We start from the raw sequence: 17,119 nt of genomic DNA on the forward strand, positions 1-17,119 counted from the left end.
CTAGCCCTAAAGCTATTTCGGAGAGAACCAGCTATCTCCAAGTTCGTTTGGAATTTCTCCGCTACCCACAAGTCATCCAAGCACTTTTCAACGTGCCCTGGTTCGGTCCTCCAGTGCGTCTTACCGCACCTTCAACCTGCTCATGGGTAGGTCACATGGTTTCGGGTCTACGACATAATACTAAAGCGCCCTTTTCAGACTCGGTTTCCCTACGGCTCCGTCTCTTCAACTTAACCTCGCATCATATCGTAACTCGCCGGTTCATTCTACAAAAGGCACGCTCTCACCCATTAACGGGCTCGAACTTGTTGTAGGCACACGGTTTCAGGTTCTATTTCACTCCCCTCCCGGGGTGCTTTTCACCTTTCCCTCACGGTACTGGTTCACTATCGGTCACTAGGGAGTATTTAGGGTTGGGAGATGGTCCTCCCAGATTCCGACGGGATTTCACGTGTCCCGCCGTACTCAGGATACTGCTAGGTACAAAGACTATTTTAAATACGAGGCTATCACTCTCTTTGGCTGATTTTCCCAAACCATTCTTCTATAGTCTTTGAGTCCACATTGCAGTCCTACAACCCCGAAGAGTAAACTCTTCGGTTTGCCCTCCTGCCGTTTCGCTCGCCGCTACTAAGGCAATCGCTTTTGCTTTCTCTTCCTGCAGCTACTTAGATGTTTCAGTTCACTGCGTCTTCCTCCTCATATCCTTAACAGATATGGGTAACAGGTAGTACCTGTTGGGTTCCCCCATTCGGAAATCCCTGGATCATCGCTTACTTACAGCTACCCAAGGCATATCGTCGTTTGTCACGTCCTTCTTCGGCTCCTAGTGCCAAGGCATCCACCGTGCGCCCTTATTAACTTAACCTTATTTTCTGACCTTTCAGTCATAAACTCTTATTAATACTACAGCGTTTTCGGTTTATTTTCTTGTTACTATTTGATATAGATATTCAATTTTCAATGTGCATTACTTGGTGATCTCTCACCAATGGAGCCTAGCGGGATCGAACCGCTGACCTCCTGCGTGCAAAGCAGGCGCTCTCCCAGCTGAGCTAAGGCCCCACAAGACCTCTCAAGACTAAACAAGACCAATGTGCATTCCTTATCCTTAGAAAGGAGGTGATCCAGCCGCACCTTCCGATACGGCTACCTTGTTACGACTTCACCCCAATCATCTATCCCACCTTAGGCGGCTGGCTCCTAAAAGGTTACCTCACCGACTTCGGGTGTTACAAACTCTCGTGGTGTGACGGGCGGTGTGTACAAGGCCCGGGAACGTATTCACCGCGGCGTGCTGATCCGCGATTACTAGCGATTCCGACTTCATGTAGGCGAGTTGCAGCCTACAATCCGAACTGAGACTGGCTTTAAGAGATTAGCTTGCCGTCACCGACTTGCGACTCGTTGTACCAGCCATTGTAGCACGTGTGTAGCCCAGGTCATAAGGGGCATGATGATTTGACGTCATCCCCACCTTCCTCCGGTTTATTACCGGCAGTCTCGCTAGAGTGCCCAACTAAATGATGGCAACTAACAATAGGGGTTGCGCTCGTTGCGGGACTTAACCCAACATCTCACGACACGAGCTGACGACAACCATGCACCACCTGTCACCTCTGTCCCGAAGGAAAACTCTATCTCTAGAGCGGTCAGAGGGATGTCAAGACCTGGTAAGGTTCTTCGCGTTGCTTCGAATTAAACCACATGCTCCACCGCTTGTGCGGGCCCCCGTCAATTCCTTTGAGTTTCAACCTTGCGGTCGTACTCCCCAGGCGGAGTGCTTAATGCGTTAGCTACGGCACTAAACCCCGGAAAGGGTCTAACACCTAGCACTCATCGTTTACGGCGTGGACTACCAGGGTATCTAATCCTGTTTGCTCCCCACGCTTTCGAGCCTCAGCGTCAGTTACAAGCCAGAGAGCCGCTTTCGCCACCGGTGTTCCTCCATATATCTACGCATTTCACCGCTACACATGGAATTCCACTCTCCCCTCTTGCACTCAAGTTAAACAGTTTCCAAAGCGTACTATGGTTAAGCCACAGCCTTTAACTTCAGACTTATCTAACCGCCTGCGCTCGCTTTACGCCCAATAAATCCGGACAACGCTCGGGACCTACGTATTACCGCGGCTGCTGGCACGTAGTTAGCCGTCCCTTTCTGGTAAGATACCGTCACAGTGTGAACTTTCCACTCTCACACTCGTTCTTCTCTTACAACAGAGCTTTACGATCCGAAAACCTTCTTCACTCACGCGGCGTTGCTCGGTCAGACTTCCGTCCATTGCCGAAGATTCCCTACTGCTGCCTCCCGTAGGAGTCTGGGCCGTGTCTCAGTCCCAGTGTGGCCGATCACCCTCTCAGGTCGGCTATGTATCGTCGCCTTGGTGAGCCGTTACCTCACCAACTAGCTAATACAACGCAGGTCCATCTGGTAGTGATGCAATTGCACCTTTTAAGCAGATATCATGCAATATCTACTGTTATGCGGTATTAGCTATCGTTTCCAATAGTTATCCCCCGCTACCAGGCAGGTTACCTACGCGTTACTCACCCGTTCGCAACTCATCCGGAGAAGCAAGCTCCTCCTTCAGCGTTCTACTTGCATGTATTAGGCACGCCGCCAGCGTTCGTCCTGAGCCAGGATCAAACTCTCATTAAAAGTTTGAGTTCTCACTCATTTCTGTCACTGACAGATTTATTGTTTTTTTCATTGTTCAGTACTACAACTTCAGTTGTAGTGCCCTGCACATTGGTTCGTCTTGTTCAGTTTTCAAAGGTCTTTGTCACTCACTTCTCTCAAGCGACAACTATATTAGTATATCACAGCCGCTTTCGCTTGTCAACACTTTTTTGAAACTTTTTTTAATTTTTTTCATCTAGTGTTTCATCTGTAACATACTATAGTCCGTACGGGATTCGAACCCGTGTTACCGCCGTGAAAAGGCGGTGTCTTAACCCCTTGACCAACGGACCAGAGTTGTTATTTTCAACTCTTACTATTATACCGACTTTTCTAACTTTGTCAACACCTTTTTTAACTTTTTTTCAATTCTACTGAATTACTTCCTGTAACTCTTTCAGCATGGCTTTGCGTCCCTTGAAACGCTCATCTGCCCAGAGGCGTTCATAGGCTTCTTGCTTATCTTGTGGTAACTTTCTTCTATAACTATCCAACAATTCATGAAGGGCGTAGTAATCATCCAGCCACAATCCTCCTTCTGGTAGGCGATGGCTAATCTCGCCTACTTCTTCATAGGCCATACGGTCCAGGCGACGTTTTTGACTCTCTTGTTTTCTGACGCTATCTAGGATTCGATTGCGAAATTTTGTTTTGAAGTAGACGTAGAGCTTCTTTTCCTCTTCCACTAATTCTGGATGAGCCTCGAGGAGTTCATAGAGACAGATCAGTCCTTCTTGATCCCAATCCTCTTTTTCCCACAGGTGGAGATAATAATCTTTTCGGCATCTATGGACAATACCTTTTACTTTCTCATAATACTTTTCAAGCATTTGCTTTCCCCCTTTCTCTGCTTGTAGTATAGCAGAGAAAGGGGGAAAGAGGGGCTTTGATTTCTGTCTTGTGTTTTTTGAGTCTGTAATGTTATTGATTATAAGTTTGTAATTCACGTAAAGCTGGCTAGTTTTTCATAATCTAATTTTCAGACAAAGCAAAAAGCCCACTGTTGTAGGCTTTCTGTAAGATATATCTTAAAATTAAAGCATTTTGTTGTAGAATTCAACGACAAGTGCTTCGTTAATTTCTGGGTTGATTTCATCGCGTTCTGGCAAACGAGTCAATGAACCTTCCAATTTTTCAGCATCGAATGATACGAATGCTGGACGTCCAAGAGTAGCTTCTACTGCTTCAAGGATAGCTGGAACTTTCAATGATTTTTCACGAACTGAGATCACTTGACCTGGAGTTACGCGATATGATGGAATATCAACGCGTTTTCCGTCAACAAGGATGTGACCGTGGTTTACGAATTGACGAGCTTGACGACGAGTAGTCGCAAGACCAAGACGGTAAACAACGTTATCCAAACGGCGTTCCAAAAGAAGCATGAAGTTGAAACCTAGGATTCCGCCTTTGATTTTTGTAGCTTGTACGAACAAGTTACGGAATTGTTTTTCACCTACACCGTAAGTGAAGCGAAGTTTTTGTTTTTCAGCCAATTGCAAACCGTATTCTGACAATTTAGAACGGTTGTTTGGTCCGTGTTGTCCTGGTACGTAGTTACGACGTGCCAATTCTTTACCTGTACCTGTAAGTGAAAGGCCAAGGCGACGAGCTTGTTTCCAAGATGGTCCTGTATAACGTGACATGTGAATGTCCTCCTGATATAAATAATATTTCGGTGGAAATAGTCACTTAGAAAGCCCTGATTCGTGCAGATGCCCTTCGCCTAAACAGCCAAGGTTACTTATTATAAGACACCTGTTGACGAGCTTCATGCTTTCCTGCTGATATTTCACACAAAATCCATTTTACCATGAATGGCTAGATTTGTAAAGGGGTTTTAAGCTTTATTTTCATTGCCAGAGAGATTGAGAAGGAGGGTAAAGGTGCTTCCTAGTCCGTACTGGCTACTGACTGTAATTTCCCCACCCAATTGATGGGCCAATTCACGCGCAATCGCAAGACCTAAGCCATGACCACCTGTTTTCATATTGCGCGAAGTCTCGACACGATAAAGGCGTTTGAAAATATTCTTTAAATCCTCTGGAGCAATGCCTTGTCCCTCATCGGTCACACTGATTGAAAGCCGGCTATCCTCCAGCTTAGCTACCACCTCCAGCTTGGTTCCTGGAGCAGAGTATTTAAAAGCGTTATTGACCAGATTCACCAAGATACGAGAAAGTTTGGCATAATCTCCGTCAACTCGAGCAGACTCAGGAATCACTTGCAAGTGGACATCTCTCTCCTCCTGCTCAATCAAAAATTGAAATTCACTCATGCACTCAATCAAGAGCTGATCCAGAAAAATGCTGTCTTTTCCAGGCGTCTTCTCCTGATTTCTAGCTGTATTTAGGGTCAAAAAATTCAACTCCTCAACCAGTTTATTGAGTCTTTCCGTCTGGCGTCCAATGGTTGCTAGATAATGGGCTTGTTCTCCTTCCTTGATAATCCCGTCCAAAATCCCTTCTACCGTCGCTTGAATCGAAGTGATGGGGGTCTTGATATCATGCGACAACTGGGCAATCATCAAGCCCTTTTCTCGTTCGCTTTCTTCCAAGGAATCAAAGGTTGCTTGCAAATCATGGGACATTTCATTGAAAGCTTGGCCTAATTGCTGAAATTCCACAGGCCCTTGAACCTCAAGATTTGAAGGAAAATCCTTGTCCGCTACTCGCTTGGCATGTTCCTTGAGTTTACCCAATGAAGTAAAGACCGGTGATAGGAGATAGAGACTAATCCCAGCACCAACAAAACTTGCGATTAAAGTCATGCCAATCAGGAAATAAATCTCTCTTTCTTCAATTAACATTCGCTGGACTGCCCAAAAAACTACGATAATCGTTAGGAGTGTTGAAATGATATAACCCACTAGAATATAACTTTTTAATTTCATTGACTACCTCGTGCTTTCTCAATTTTGTAGCCCAAGCCCCAAACTGTTTTTATGGTGGGCGTTTCTGCACTAGCATATTTAGCTAACTCCTGTCGAAGAGCATGAATATGAACATTTAAGGTATTGGTATCATCCACATAGTCTTCTTGCCAGACCTTTTCATAAAGATCTGTCTTAGAGAAAACTCGCTTTGGATTGCTGGCTAAAATCCATAAAAGCTCGAAGGATTTGACTGTCAAATCAAGTGCTACATCTCCTACTTGAGCCTCATGACTACCGTGATTCATTCGTAAATCCCCGAGACTGACAACCTCTATCTCACCCCCACGATGAAGGCGACGCAAGATATTGTGGACACGTAAAACAAGCTCACGAGGACTAAATGGCTTGGCAATAAAGTCATCTGCCCCCAGGCTTAGGCCGTAAATCTTGTCCTGCTCGCTTGTCTTAGCCGTAATAAATAGAAAAGGCTGATCTGGAGATTGATACTGAACCTCACTAATCAAATCATAACCATCCATCCGAGGCATCATGATATCTGTAATAATCAAATCAATCGATTTTCGCTTGAAGATTTCCAAGGCCTCTACTCCATCATGAGCCACCAAAACCTGATACCCTGCCTGAACCAGATAGCGTTGATGAATATCTGTGATTTCTACCTCGTCGTCAACGAGTAAAATGGTCTTTCCCATCTGTCTCTCCTTTGAAAAAAACAGTGCTATACTACAATAGTATAACACTATTTTAATCGCTTTACGAACATTCTAAACCATATCTGGATTTTTCAAATCCTAGATAGAAAGTCTGTAACTAGACTAGTCATTTTCCTCTTTTTTAGCTTTCAAACTGAGGCCACCTAGTAGTCCGGCCAAGGCGAGTCCAAGGAAGCCAATAGGAGCCATTGATGGTTGGGCTTCACCAGTATATGGAAGCATGTCTTTTTGGTCTTTCATTTGATCAGCCATCATCGGATTTGACACCTTGTTATTAGATGCCATCTTGCCTTCATCAGGCATTTTGCTTGTGGCTGCTGGAACTTGATCTTGCTTCATACTTGGTGTTGCCATAGGCTGGCTAGCATTCATGGTTTTATCTTGCTCTTTATTAGGCATCATCTTATCCTGGCTAGTAGCTGGCATTTTAGATTTCATCTTAGACGTATCTTGATGACTACTCATCATTGGAGCCGGCATAGCTGAACCATTAGAAGATAGGACGGAACCTGACTGCATCGGAACAAGAGACTGATGTCCATTCAAGTTCACTGTCAAATCTTTAGTCGCTACTAGGTTAGTCAAATCGGCCTTACCATCTTTAGCGCCGTACACTTTGATAGTAGCTTTATAGCTTTGAGTGCCGTTTTGTTTTAAGAGGTCAAGCAAGTCTTTGTCTGATTTACCTTGAGTGCCAGCCAAATCTACTTCATAGAAGTAAAGACCTTTGCCCAATTTTTCTACTGGTGGAAGGGCGGGATTTTTGGCTGAACCGTTGTCTGACCATGGGGCCTTATCGGAGGCTTTCAAAATAAGACGAGTCAACATACCGTCACCAGCGAAGAATTCGTATGGAATAACTTGATTGACGCCAGCTGTAAATGGGCCTGGGAAGTTCGCTTTGTCCAAGTAAGTAGCTGGAACATCTATTGTGTCTTTAGTGTTGTCGGCTACGCCTTTTTGAACTTCAGCTGTTGTAGTCAAGCCGTTCAAGTTGATATCCAAATCCTTAGTCGCTACGAGATTTGTCAAATCGGCCTTACCATCCTTCGCACCGTACACTTTGATAGTTGCCTTGTAACTTTGAGTGCCGTTTTGTCTTAAGAAATCAAGAAGTTCTTTGTCAGATTTTCCTTGAGTGCCGGCCAAATCCACTTCATAGAAGTAGAGGCCTTTGCCCAATTTCTCTACTGGTGGAAGGGCGGGATTTTTAGCTGAACCATTGTCTGACCATGGGGCCTTGTCAGATGCTTTCAAAATGAGGCGGGTCAACATACCGTCACCTGCGAAGAATTCGTATGGAATGACTTGATTGACACCGGCTGTGAATGGACCTGGGAAGTTGGCTTTGTCCAAGTAAGTGGCTGGGACGTCCACTGTGTCTTTAGTATTGTCAGCCACGCCTTTTTGCACTTCAGCTGGAGTGGTCAAGCCATTCAAGTTTACTGTCAAATCCTTAGTCGCTACAAGATTGCTCAAGTCTGCCTTACCATCTTTAGCGCCATACACTTTGATAGTAGCTTTATAGCTTTGAGTGCCGTTTTGTTTTAAGAGGTCAAGTAGTTCTTTGTCTGATTTGCCTTGGGTACCTGCCAAATCTACTTCATAGAAGTAAAGGCCTTTGCCCAATTTTTCTACTGGTGGAAGGGCGGGATTCTTGGCTGAGCCGTTGTCTGACCATGGGGCCTTGTCTGAAGCTTTCAAGATAAGACGAGTCAACATGCCGTCTCCAGCGAAGAATTCATATGGAATGACTTGATTGACACCGGCTGTGAATGGGCCAGGGAAGTTGGCTTTGTCCAGGTAAGATGCTGGAACGTCTACCGTATCTTTGGTATTGTCGGCTACGCCTTTTTGCACTTCAGCTGGAGTAGTTGCTGGTTGAGCTTCATTTGCTTCACGGTCTTGTCCAGAGACTACAGGAGCAGAATTTGTTGCAAGTTTAACCGCATCTTCTGTCTGTTTCTTAGATTCTGGCTTTGCTTGCACTTCTTCTTTTGGCGCTACTACTTGCTCTTTATCAGCAACATCCACTTTTTCTGAAGAGCTTGTAGTATCCAAGCTTGCTTTAAATGTTGAGTCGGCCTGTTCTGAAGGAAGAGCTGTATCAACTGCTTCTTTGAGTAGCTCTACTGGTAAATCGCTCTTTGCACTCACCGCATCTGCATCTGGCAAGACTTGAGTCGGGGTTGGATTGACCACATCGGCACGTACTGAACTTGGTTGACCAACTAGAACAAAGAAGCCACTAGCCACAACAACTGAGGCAACACCGACACTAAGACGGCGGATAGACCAACGAGTATATCTCTGATTTGGATTGAATTTCATAGGATTCTCCTTAGAGTTTTTCTTTATTTGATGACTCTAGTATAATCTCCTAAAATTAAAAAGGATTAAGAAAAAGTTAAAATTTTTCTTAAATCCCTCTTATAAAATACTTATATTGACTCAATAGTCGTTGAAAAAAAGAATAGCCATTCCTCTTCTACTCACTAAGGTTTGCTAGGGTATCCAAATATTGGTTATTAATCACCGCCATGATATAGGTATCCGGTTTTAATAAATCATTTGGTCCAAACTGTACATCTAAGGGAGCATTTTCGTAGTCACGAAAACCGAGGATATTGAGATTGTACCGTCCTCGAAGATCAAGTTGACTTAGACTCTTACCTGACCACGATTGTGGAATTTTCATCTCGACAATTGAGACATTCTTGTCCAACTGAAAGACATCTACACTGTTATTAAAGAGAATCGTCTGTGCCAACGAACGACCCATCTCAAACTCTGGTGAAATGACTGAGTCTGCACCGATTTTTTCAAGGACTTTTTTTGCTGTATGGCTTTTAACCTTAGCAATAACAGTCGGCACCCCTAGACTCTTGCAATGCATGACTGCAAGAACACTAGACTCTAGATTTTCACCAGTTGCGACGACTACGGTATCGCAGGTATCAATTCCAGCTGATAACAAGAGTTCCTCATCTGTGATATCTCCAACAACACCACGCACCAAGACTGGTTCAAATTGATTGATTCGTTCCTCATGGTTGTCAATAGCGATAATATTTATATCATGCTTGGCGAGAGTAGCCAGAACACTACTCCCAAAAATACCCAAGCCTAAAATTCCGATTGTCCGATCTGACATAGTTTATCCTTTCTTATCCTATGGTAATATCTGCTTTCATATAGTGGATCATATCTTTCTTATCTGGTCGATACTCAGCCAAACTAACTAATAGCGTCAGAGGTCCGATTCGCCCAACAAACATCAGTAGCATAATGACACTAAGCGCTAGCTTACCTAACTCTGGTGTCAAATTAGCAGTTACTCCAACCGTGGCAAGCGCTGAAATAGTTTCAAACATCAGGTAGATAAAGCGCGGATTCCCCTCGGCTGTTATTCCTACTAAGATTAAGCCCGATAAAAAAGTTATCAAGAAGATGATAAAAACACTGAATGATTTTTGAACTGTCCGTGGTTCAATCGTTCTCCGAGCAACATTTGCATGAGGTAGTCCTAAAAGTTCACTGCGTGCAAATACCAACAAGACAAAGAAGGTTGTGATTTTTAGTCCCCCTGCTGTACCGCCAGGTGCCCCACCCAGAAACATCTGCAAAATATAGATCATCAAGGTAACAGGCCTAGCCTGAGTAAAATCAATAGAAGCAAAACCTGCCGTTCTCATGCTAACTGTTTGGAAAAAGCTGACTAGCAATTTATCAGGGATGCTGAGATTGCCAATCGTTCCCGAATTGTTCCACTCTATCAAGAGGGTTGAAACTGTTCCAGCAAATAAAATCCCCGCTGTTAAGAAGAGGACTAGCTTAGTATGGAAACGAAGACGACGCTTTTTCTTCTTTCCTAATTGGGTAGCCAAGTCGAACCAAACCATGAAACCTAGACCACCCGTAATAATCAAGCCTGCTATCACTAAATTAATCAATGGGTCTGTCTGAAAGGCTAGCAAACTCGTGCTACCAAAATTATCAAATCCAGCATTACAGAAAGCTGAAATAGCTACGAAGATAGAGGTAAAAATCCCTCGGCCCCAACCAAATTCCGGAACAAAACGAAAACTTAACAAGAAGGCTCCGAGTCCTTCAACGATAAAAGTCGTCAAAAAAATCGAACGTATGAAAACCATTAAAGACTGAGTTTCTCCATAACTAAAGCTCTCCAGAATTGTTTCACGGCTACGAAGGCTGAGCTTTTGCTTGCTTTGAATATAAAAGACCCCTATAAAGGTCATGAGACCCAAACCACCAATCTGGATCAAAAACATACAGATTAACTGACCCCAGATGTTATATGTAGTAGCTACTGGTTGAGTAAAGAGTCCTGTCACACAGACCATGGATACTGCTGTAAAGAGATGGTCGAAATAGGTTGCTTGGGAGCTTGTTGCTTGCACAAATGGCAGACTCAAAAGGAGAGACCCCAAGAGGATAACCAAAGCAAAACTTAAAAAGATTCTCCGAGCGGGTGATAAACGCCCTAGAATGGTATTTATTTTTTCAACAATTGATTTTAATAACATAGCTACATTGTACCACAAAAATCAGTTAAAGCTGTCACATATGACTAACGATTTCAAGACAGAGTTCTAAGGCCTTATCAAAAGCTTCTGCACCCCAATCGCGTTGGTCATAGTTATCAAGATCTGCCAAAGAATCTGCCGTAAACAACAACTCACCCCAAACTGCTCCGCGAAGCTGAGCTACTGCCGCAAGAGCTGCACACTCCATCTCCACAACTACGCAGCCTTCTTCCTTGCGATAAGCAACTTTTTCAGCTGTTTCTCGGTAAAATCCGTCTGTCGACCAAGTCATGACTTCCTCGTAAGGGATACCTAGTTGTTCCAAAACTTGTTCGATAGCAGAAATTGCTTGAACATGCACATCCATATAACGAGAAGGTGGTGCATAATGGTAGCTGGCTCCTTCATCGCGTAGGGCTCGAACTGGAACTAGAAAAGCATTTTCTTCTATATTACTCAGCACCCCGCAGGTTCCCGTGGAGATGATTTTCTCCACACCGTAACCAATCAACCAATCCATAAACTGGGCCGCAGGGGCAGAACCAACAGGAGCCTGGGCCAGACATACTTCCTCACCCTTGTAACTCATGACATAAACAGGATAGGTTTTAGTGGCAGACACAAACTCGCCAACGCACTCTGCTCCTATTTCCTGGGCGTAGCGGTCAATCTCCTCCTCCAAAAATGCATAGATACACTTCTTTGGCAATTGTAAATCTAATCCTTCGTGATTTGGCATGATGACTGCCTGAGGATTGTCATCAAATTCTAAAATAGGAATGGCATGTTTTTGAATCATAAAGCACCTCCTCTAAATTTGTACTATTATAACAAAAGCTAAACGAAAGTCAAGACGGGAGGCTAAGTCAAATCAGAAAAACCTACCTTAAGTAGGAAACAACAATTAAATGCTTTTTTCGTCATAATAAAATTGCTATAGCTTAGGAATTAGTTTATAATAGATTGAATTTAAAAAAGGGAGAAATCTTATGAAATTCTATTCATATGACTATGTTCTCAGTCAGATTAGTCAACAGAATTGGACCATGATTATTGTGTCGACATTCTTAGTGATTGTGACTGGATTCTTTGCATTTAAGGCTTTCAAAGATAAAAGAGGGAGTAAGTTCCGTGAATTATCGCTCATTTCTATTTTGACGTTAATTGCTTTTGTATTGATTAGCATTACGAATTTTCAAAACAGCCAATCCAATGATAATCAATTTCGTAGTTCCTTACACTTCATCGAGATTGTATCAAAAGAGTTAGGTGTTGATAAAAAAGATATTTATGTCAATACTTCAGCTACTACTGATGGAGCTATTATTAAGGTTGGCGACAATTTTTATCGTGCCATTAGCGGGACTGACCAAGATAGCTATTTGTTAGAAAAGATGGAACTCTATAAATCAGACGTTGAACTCGTGGAGGTTGAAAAATGATAAGCTTTTTTGCTACGATTGCAATTAAATTGGCCTTGGGGCTACTTTCTCTTGTTTTTGTTATTAACGTAACAGGTAAAGGAAATTTAGCACCAAGTTCTGCAGTAGATCAAATCCAGAACTTTGTTCTCGGGGGTATTATCGGTGGGGTTATCTACAATAGCTCGATTACCATCATCCAATACATTGTTATCCTCATTATTTGGACTATTCTCATTTTACTCCTTAAATGGTTGAATACCAATGTTTCCTTCATCAAACATCTGATTGACGGGAAACCTACGATTATCATTAAAAATGGAACATTAGATCCAGAAGCCTGTCGCTCAAAAGGTCTAGCTGCTGCTGATGTTGCTCTTAAATTGCGCGCTCAAGGAATCTTTCAATTAAAGGATGTCAAGAGAGCTGTGATTGAGCAAAATGGACAGCTAATTGTTGTAAGAATGGGTGACGAAAATCCTAAGTACCCAGTCATTACAGACGGTGTTGTCCAAGTTGAAATCCTAGAAACCATTGGCAAATCCGAGGAGTGGCTAACTGAGAAATTGAAAGAAGAAGGTTTCGAAGAAGTCTCAAATATCTTTATCGCTGAATATGATAAAGGTCAATTGAATATTGTAACCTATTAAAAAAATAAACTGATGCTTTTCGTATCAGTTTTTTGCTTTTTAGCATAAAAGGGTATATACTTAAACCAATATCTGATGTAATTTAGATAATACAAAAAATTAACGGAGGTATCCCCCATGTCAATCGAAGAAAAATTCAACCAAGCTAAAGGTTCTGTTAAAGAAGGTTTTGGTAAACTAACTGGCGATACAAAAACTCAAGCAGAAGGAGCTGCAGAAAAGGTAGCTTCAAAAGCTAAAGAAGTTGCTGAAGATGCAAAAGAAGCTGTCGAAGGCGCAGTATCTGGCGTGAAAAACATCTTTAAAAAAGACGGAGAATAGTTCTTTTTCGTTCTAACAACATAAAAAAATCTCCCTTCTCTTTCGAGAAAGGAGATTTTTATTTTATGGGTGTCCACCAGGGCCACCATTTCCTTGAGGGCCACCGCCAGGTGCTCCTCCGCCTCCAGGCATAGAATTGACGATTTCCGTTTGTTTTTCACCGTTGAGGTAGATATCTCCACCTGTGTAGGTCGCTGTTCCGTCAAAGTCAAAACCAGATTGACCAGTCATTTTGATAGTTCCTCCATTAACTGCGATATTCCCATTTGAGTCAATTGGATCTGTGTCCCCTTGGCCAACTTCAACTGTCAAATTCCCACCATTCATGGTAAAGAAAATTTCACTTTGTTGGGCGTTTTTGTTGGCCGCATTGACACCATCATCTGTTGAATAGATGGTAATATCCCCACCGTTGATGGTGATAGATTTACCTTCAAGACCTTCGGTAGAATTCTTGACGGTATAGGTTCCACTATCGATGACCAAATCACCTGAGGCATGGATACCATCATCACCTGCAGTAACGGTTATAGTGTTATCAGAGAGATACATGGTTCCAACAGAAGTATCGTCATCATTGTCGACCTTGATCCCGTCTTCCTTGGCATCGATGGTCATGGTTGTGCCGGTGATGTTGAGTTCATCATTAACATTAAAGGCATCTCCAACTGCTGTGATGTTGTAGGTTCCACCTGTGATGTGAAGTGTATCGTTAGCCTTGATAGCATTGTTTTTCTTGCCATCTACATTGAGAGTTCCTTTACCATTGATGGTCAAATCCACTTTAGAGAAGAGGGCCGCGTCAGCCTTGTCATCACTATTTGAAGCTGAATCTGACAGGCTATTTGTTGTGCCATCTGCTAGAGTTAGGTAAACATGCCCAGCTGATGTTGCAGAAATAGCTGCATTGGCATTAGTCATTGTTACACCATTTAGAACGATGTGTACATCATCTGAACTTCCAGCTTCAATCTTGATTTGAATTCCGTCGGATTGACCAGAAATTACATAAGTTCCTGACTTAGAGATTGTAACTGTAGAACCCGATACGGCTACTCCATCACCTGATACCGTCGCCGTTGATCCTGACAAAGTTACAGTTGCAGCTGTTTTTTCATCATAAGAAGTATCATAGTCCTTATCTGTAAAGTAACTAGATGTTTTCTTATTAGTAGTTACTGTTGTCGTTGCAGTACTATTGCTAGCTGTTGTATTTGAAGTTGACTGGGTACATGCTGTTACCAGTGCTAGAGTTGTTATACTTGTTAATAGGAATGTCCATTTTTTTGCTTTCATGCTCGTTTCCTCGTCTTTCATTTTACATGCCCTTAGTCTACGGGTCTTTCCTAAAAGAAGCCTAAACTTTTTCTGAAAGTTTTCTTAAGTTTAGTTTCAATTAAGTTAAATTTAACAAAAGTTTTAGAAATCCCCTCTAGAATTGTAGACAAGCAAGTTCACCTTGTTTAAAAATAGTATAACTGAAAGAAAGAGGAGAAAGACTTATGAAACCATTAGAAACAACTTTCAAACGGATTGAAACCAAATATATTGTCTCCAAAGATAAACTAGACAAACTGATTCAAGATTTAAAGGAATATTTAGTAGAAGACGACTATCCAATTTCAACTATTTCAAATATCTACTTTGATACGGAAGACTTTGCTGTGCTCCAAGATGATGATTTTGGAAATAAGCGAAAAGAAAAGGTTCGGATGCGGACCTATCTCAGTCAACCCAAAGCAGATAGTCAAGTATTTTTAGAAATTAAAACCAAGGACCAAGAAGGAGTTGGTCGCAAGTTTAGACTACTCTCAACTCCTATTTCTATTCTTAACTTTATGACCAAAGGGCACTTGGATGCTAGCATTACTGATACAGTCGTCATTGAAAAAGTGAAAAAGCTTCATCAGGATTACAAGCAAGCAATCCAGCCTCGTATGTACATCTACTACGATCGTTATTCATTAAAAGAAAAAAAATACATCGAGGGCTACAACTATAACAAAATTCGTATCACAATTGACCAAAATCTAGTCTATAGAGATGAAAATGTCAGTCTTTTCGCTGGAAACCATGGAGATGCTTTACTAGATGACGATACTGTAATTATGGAGATTAAGGCTCCTGGAAACAAACCCCAGTGGTTACAAAACATCCTAGACAAGTATAGTTTGATGGAGCACAAATTTTCAAAATACAGTTGTGCTTACCACAAATCTCAAGGGCTTCCTTATGCACCACGTCCCAGTATAGAAAGCGCAGGTACCGCTTATGCTTAATCTATTTAACTCAATTTTCAACAACGCCACTGCAAGTGCAGATCCCTTCCAACTACTGCTGGCACTTCTAGTCAGTCTAGTCCTCGGTTTGGCACTTACTTGGACCTACAAATATCGGACCCTCTACACCAGAGAATTTGCTATCAGCTTGACTCTGCTTCCCTGCCTTATGACCTTGGTTATTTTTCTGGTCAATGGGAGCTTGGGTACTTCAATTGCTGTAGCCGGAACCTTTAGTTTGATTCGTTTCCGTTCTGCAACTAGTGGTTCAAGAGAACTGATTGCAATTTTCCTAGCCATGATTATCGGTTTGGCTTGTGGAACAGGCTATCTCTTCCTAGCAATTCTCTTCACGCTCTTTATCTTGGGCGTTTGGTTCCTTTTGGAAAATCAACAAGTCAAAACTGACAATCAACGTCGTAGACTTTTGACAATCACGGTAGCTAATCAGGAGAAGGTACAGGAAGCAATCCAATCAGCTCTTGACCAATTCTGCTCAGAAATTGACATGATTACGATCAATAGCACAAATGCAGGGGACAACCTTAGCATTGTCTATGAAGTCGAGCTAAAAACAGAGGCAGATGATTTCCAAGTGACTAGCTATCTTACACAAAATATTGATCAATGCGATGTGGCATTGACTAAAAAAGCTAAAAAGAGAAAAAATCTCTAAAGACGAAAAACGAGGCTGGGATAAAAATTCCCACCTCGTTTTTTGCTAGCAATAAGTTTTTGATACTGGGACTGGTTAGGCTTTACGATTCCAAAGAGCTCTTGTAAAAAAGACTTCACTTTCTCTTTCTACAATCTTTAATTTCCTTTAACTGGAATCTCTTTGATAACTCGTGCTGGATTTCCTGCTAGAACTACGTTGTCACCAAAGGATTTTGTAATGACCGCTCCTGCTCCTGCAACGACATTATCCCCTAAAGTAACACCTGGTAGGACAATGACACCACCGCCTGCCCAGAAGTTCTTACCAATCGTGATGGGTTTGCCAAATTCTAGCCCTGAGTTTCGTTCGTCAGGGTCCAGTGGGTGAAGGGGTGTTAAAAATTGACAGTTGGGACCAATCATAGCATTGTCACCGATGGTTATAGAACAAACATCTAGCATAGTTAAATTCCAATTGGAATAAAAATTTTCTCCCAGATGAATATTGACCCCGTAATCTACCATCAAGCGAGTGTTGATGTAGAGATTTTCACCAGTAGAACCAAACCATCCTTTGATGATTTCCATACCTTTTACTGGATCTACCTCTTCATTAAAAGCAGCTTGCTTTTGTCGCGCTGTTTGCGCCAAGCTACGTAGTTCCGGATCAAACGGATGATAGGGTTCCCCCGCAATCATTTTTTGGTATTCTGTTTTCATGTTTTAATTTCCTTGCTTTTTATACTCAATGAAAATCAAAGAGCATACTAGGAAGAGAGCCGCAGGCTGTACTTGAGTACGGCAAGGTGAAGCTGACGTGGTTTGAATTTGATTTTCGAAGAGTATTAGATGATTGTAGCATAGTTCTATCCTTAATACAAGCATCAAAAAACTAGTGCATCGCACGATGCACTAGTTTCTTATTAGAAAGTTGACTTTCTCACTACTTTAC

Annotated in this window: 15 protein-coding genes, 2 tRNA genes and 2 rRNA genes (1 of these 19 only partly in view); 5 read left to right on the plus strand and 14 right to left on the minus strand. The window is 42.3% G+C overall.

All coding sequences use genetic code 11. The annotated features are described in order from the left end of the window. From AXE83_RS09430 to AXE83_RS09485, 12 genes are all read right to left on the minus strand, one after another. A 23S ribosomal RNA gene (locus AXE83_RS09430) occupies positions 1-868 on the minus strand; it reaches 2,036 nt to the left of the window's first position. Positions 869-992: 124 nt separating this feature from the next. After that, a tRNA-Ala gene (locus tag AXE83_RS09435) sits at positions 993-1,065 on the minus strand. A 50-nt stretch (positions 1,066-1,115) separates the two neighbouring features. After that, positions 1,116-2,662 (minus strand): 16S ribosomal RNA (locus AXE83_RS09440). The 16S and 23S rRNA genes sit together here with 2 tRNA genes alongside, the layout of an rRNA operon. Positions 2,663-2,904: 242 nt before the next feature. After that, a tRNA-Glu gene (locus AXE83_RS09445) sits at positions 2,905-2,976 on the minus strand. 78 nt (positions 2,977-3,054) lie between these two features. Then, positions 3,055-3,513, minus strand: a complete 459-nt coding sequence (locus AXE83_RS09450; RefSeq protein WP_060956244.1) for a sigma-70 family RNA polymerase sigma factor — start codon at positions 3,511-3,513, stop codon at positions 3,055-3,057. A gap of 204 nt (positions 3,514-3,717) precedes the next feature. Beyond that, a complete protein-coding gene (gene rpsD / locus AXE83_RS09455; RefSeq protein WP_000092756.1) occupies positions 3,718-4,329 on the minus strand; it encodes a 30S ribosomal protein S4 in 612 nt (203 codons plus the stop codon). A 194-nt stretch (positions 4,330-4,523) separates the two neighbouring features. After that, complete coding sequence (locus AXE83_RS09460) at positions 4,524-5,576, minus strand: sensor histidine kinase (protein WP_060956245.1); 1,053 nt, start codon at positions 5,574-5,576, stop codon at positions 4,524-4,526. Further along, the gene (locus tag AXE83_RS09465) at positions 5,573-6,271 is read right to left on the minus strand and encodes a response regulator transcription factor (RefSeq protein ID WP_060956246.1); all 699 of its coding nucleotides are present in this window, start codon (positions 6,269-6,271) and stop codon (positions 5,573-5,575) included. Before AXE83_RS09465 ends, AXE83_RS09460 begins: the two co-directional genes overlap by 4 nt. A 123-nt stretch (positions 6,272-6,394) precedes the next feature. After that, on the minus strand, positions 6,395-8,623 hold the full coding sequence (locus AXE83_RS09470; RefSeq protein ID WP_060956247.1) for an SSURE domain-containing protein: 2,229 nt from the start codon (positions 8,621-8,623) through the stop codon (positions 6,395-6,397). Positions 8,624-8,780: 157 nt separating this feature from the next. Next, complete coding sequence (locus AXE83_RS09475; protein WP_060956248.1) at positions 8,781-9,446, minus strand: potassium channel family protein; 666 nt, start codon at positions 9,444-9,446, stop codon at positions 8,781-8,783. A 13-nt stretch (positions 9,447-9,459) separates the two neighbouring features. Then, the gene (locus AXE83_RS09480; RefSeq protein WP_060956249.1) at positions 9,460-10,839 is read right to left on the minus strand and encodes a TrkH family potassium uptake protein; all 1,380 of its coding nucleotides are present in this window, start codon (positions 10,837-10,839) and stop codon (positions 9,460-9,462) included. A gap of 34 nt (positions 10,840-10,873) precedes the next feature. Next, positions 10,874-11,638: a nucleoside phosphorylase gene (locus AXE83_RS09485; RefSeq protein WP_060956250.1), complete on the minus strand. Its 765-nt coding sequence runs from the start codon at positions 11,636-11,638 to the stop codon at positions 10,874-10,876. Positions 11,639-11,828: 190 nt separating this feature from the next. On the opposite strand from AXE83_RS09485, the gene AXE83_RS09490 reads away from it, so the two are divergent. The 3 genes from AXE83_RS09490 to AXE83_RS09500 all read left to right on the plus strand — a co-directional run bounded on the left by AXE83_RS09490 (position 11,829) and on the right by AXE83_RS09500 (position 13,231). After that, positions 11,829-12,281 (plus strand): DUF3290 family protein, encoded by a 453-nt coding sequence (locus AXE83_RS09490; protein WP_060956251.1) that lies wholly within the window; start codon positions 11,829-11,831, stop codon positions 12,279-12,281. Continuing rightward, a complete protein-coding gene (locus tag AXE83_RS09495; protein WP_060956252.1) occupies positions 12,278-12,910 on the plus strand; it encodes a DUF421 domain-containing protein in 633 nt (210 codons plus the stop codon). The genes AXE83_RS09490 and AXE83_RS09495 overlap by 4 nt, the downstream gene beginning before the upstream one ends. Before the next feature lie 117 nt (positions 12,911-13,027). Continuing rightward, entirely contained in the window at positions 13,028-13,231 is a 204-nt protein-coding gene (locus tag AXE83_RS09500; RefSeq protein ID WP_000020982.1) for a CsbD family protein, read from the plus strand. Between the two features lie 63 nt (positions 13,232-13,294). Here AXE83_RS09500 and AXE83_RS09505 read toward each other — a convergent pair whose 3' ends face one another. Then, positions 13,295-14,527: a carbohydrate-binding domain-containing protein gene (locus tag AXE83_RS09505; RefSeq protein ID WP_060956253.1), complete on the minus strand. Its 1,233-nt coding sequence runs from the start codon at positions 14,525-14,527 to the stop codon at positions 13,295-13,297. A gap of 206 nt (positions 14,528-14,733) precedes the next feature. Between AXE83_RS09505 and AXE83_RS09510 the strand changes: the two genes are divergently transcribed. Both AXE83_RS09510 and AXE83_RS09515 read left to right on the plus strand, forming a co-directional pair. Then, positions 14,734-15,510 (plus strand): polyphosphate polymerase domain-containing protein, encoded by a 777-nt coding sequence (locus tag AXE83_RS09510; protein ID WP_060956254.1) that lies wholly within the window; start codon positions 14,734-14,736, stop codon positions 15,508-15,510. After that, complete coding sequence (locus tag AXE83_RS09515) at positions 15,503-16,186, plus strand: DUF4956 domain-containing protein (RefSeq protein WP_045762619.1); 684 nt, start codon at positions 15,503-15,505, stop codon at positions 16,184-16,186. Before AXE83_RS09510 ends, AXE83_RS09515 begins: the two co-directional genes overlap by 8 nt. A 137-nt stretch (positions 16,187-16,323) precedes the next feature. On the opposite strand, the gene AXE83_RS09520 is transcribed toward AXE83_RS09515, so the two are convergent. Next, entirely contained in the window at positions 16,324-16,887 is a 564-nt protein-coding gene (locus AXE83_RS09520; protein ID WP_060956255.1) for a sugar O-acetyltransferase, read from the minus strand. Positions 16,888-17,119 lie beyond the last annotated feature (232 nt).

The organism is Streptococcus sp. oral taxon 431 (genome assembly GCF_001553685.1).
Classification (GTDB): Bacteria; Bacillota; Bacilli; order Lactobacillales; family Streptococcaceae; genus Streptococcus.

Coding starts and splice junctions, on each gene's coding strand:
- AXE83_RS09515 (WP_045762619.1), top strand. CDS start 15,503: ATGCTTAATCTATTTAACTCAATTTTCAACAACGCCACTGCAAGTGCA.
- AXE83_RS09465 (WP_060956246.1), bottom strand. CDS start 6,271: ATGGGAAAGACCATTTTACTCGTTGACGACGAGGTAGAAATCACAGAT.
- AXE83_RS09470 (WP_060956247.1), bottom strand. CDS start 8,623: ATGAAATTCAATCCAAATCAGAGATATACTCGTTGGTCTATCCGCCGT.
- AXE83_RS09495 (WP_060956252.1), top strand. CDS start 12,278: ATGATAAGCTTTTTTGCTACGATTGCAATTAAATTGGCCTTGGGGCTA.
- AXE83_RS09510 (WP_060956254.1), top strand. CDS start 14,734: ATGAAACCATTAGAAACAACTTTCAAACGGATTGAAACCAAATATATT.
- AXE83_RS09490 (WP_060956251.1), top strand. CDS start 11,829: ATGAAATTCTATTCATATGACTATGTTCTCAGTCAGATTAGTCAACAG.
- AXE83_RS09520 (WP_060956255.1), bottom strand. CDS start 16,887: ATGAAAACAGAATACCAAAAAATGATTGCGGGGGAACCCTATCATCCG.
- AXE83_RS09505 (WP_060956253.1), bottom strand. CDS start 14,527: ATGAAAGCAAAAAAATGGACATTCCTATTAACAAGTATAACAACTCTA.
- AXE83_RS09480 (WP_060956249.1), bottom strand. CDS start 10,839: ATGTTATTAAAATCAATTGTTGAAAAAATAAATACCATTCTAGGGCGT.
- AXE83_RS09460 (WP_060956245.1), bottom strand. CDS start 5,576: ATGAAATTAAAAAGTTATATTCTAGTGGGTTATATCATTTCAACACTC.
- AXE83_RS09485 (WP_060956250.1), bottom strand. CDS start 11,638: ATGATTCAAAAACATGCCATTCCTATTTTAGAATTTGATGACAATCCT.
- AXE83_RS09475 (WP_060956248.1), bottom strand. CDS start 9,446: ATGTCAGATCGGACAATCGGAATTTTAGGCTTGGGTATTTTTGGGAGT.
- AXE83_RS09450 (WP_060956244.1), bottom strand. CDS start 3,513: ATGCTTGAAAAGTATTATGAGAAAGTAAAAGGTATTGTCCATAGATGC.
- AXE83_RS09500 (WP_000020982.1), top strand. CDS start 13,028: ATGTCAATCGAAGAAAAATTCAACCAAGCTAAAGGTTCTGTTAAAGAA.
- rpsD (WP_000092756.1), bottom strand. CDS start 4,329: ATGTCACGTTATACAGGACCATCTTGGAAACAAGCTCGTCGCCTTGGC.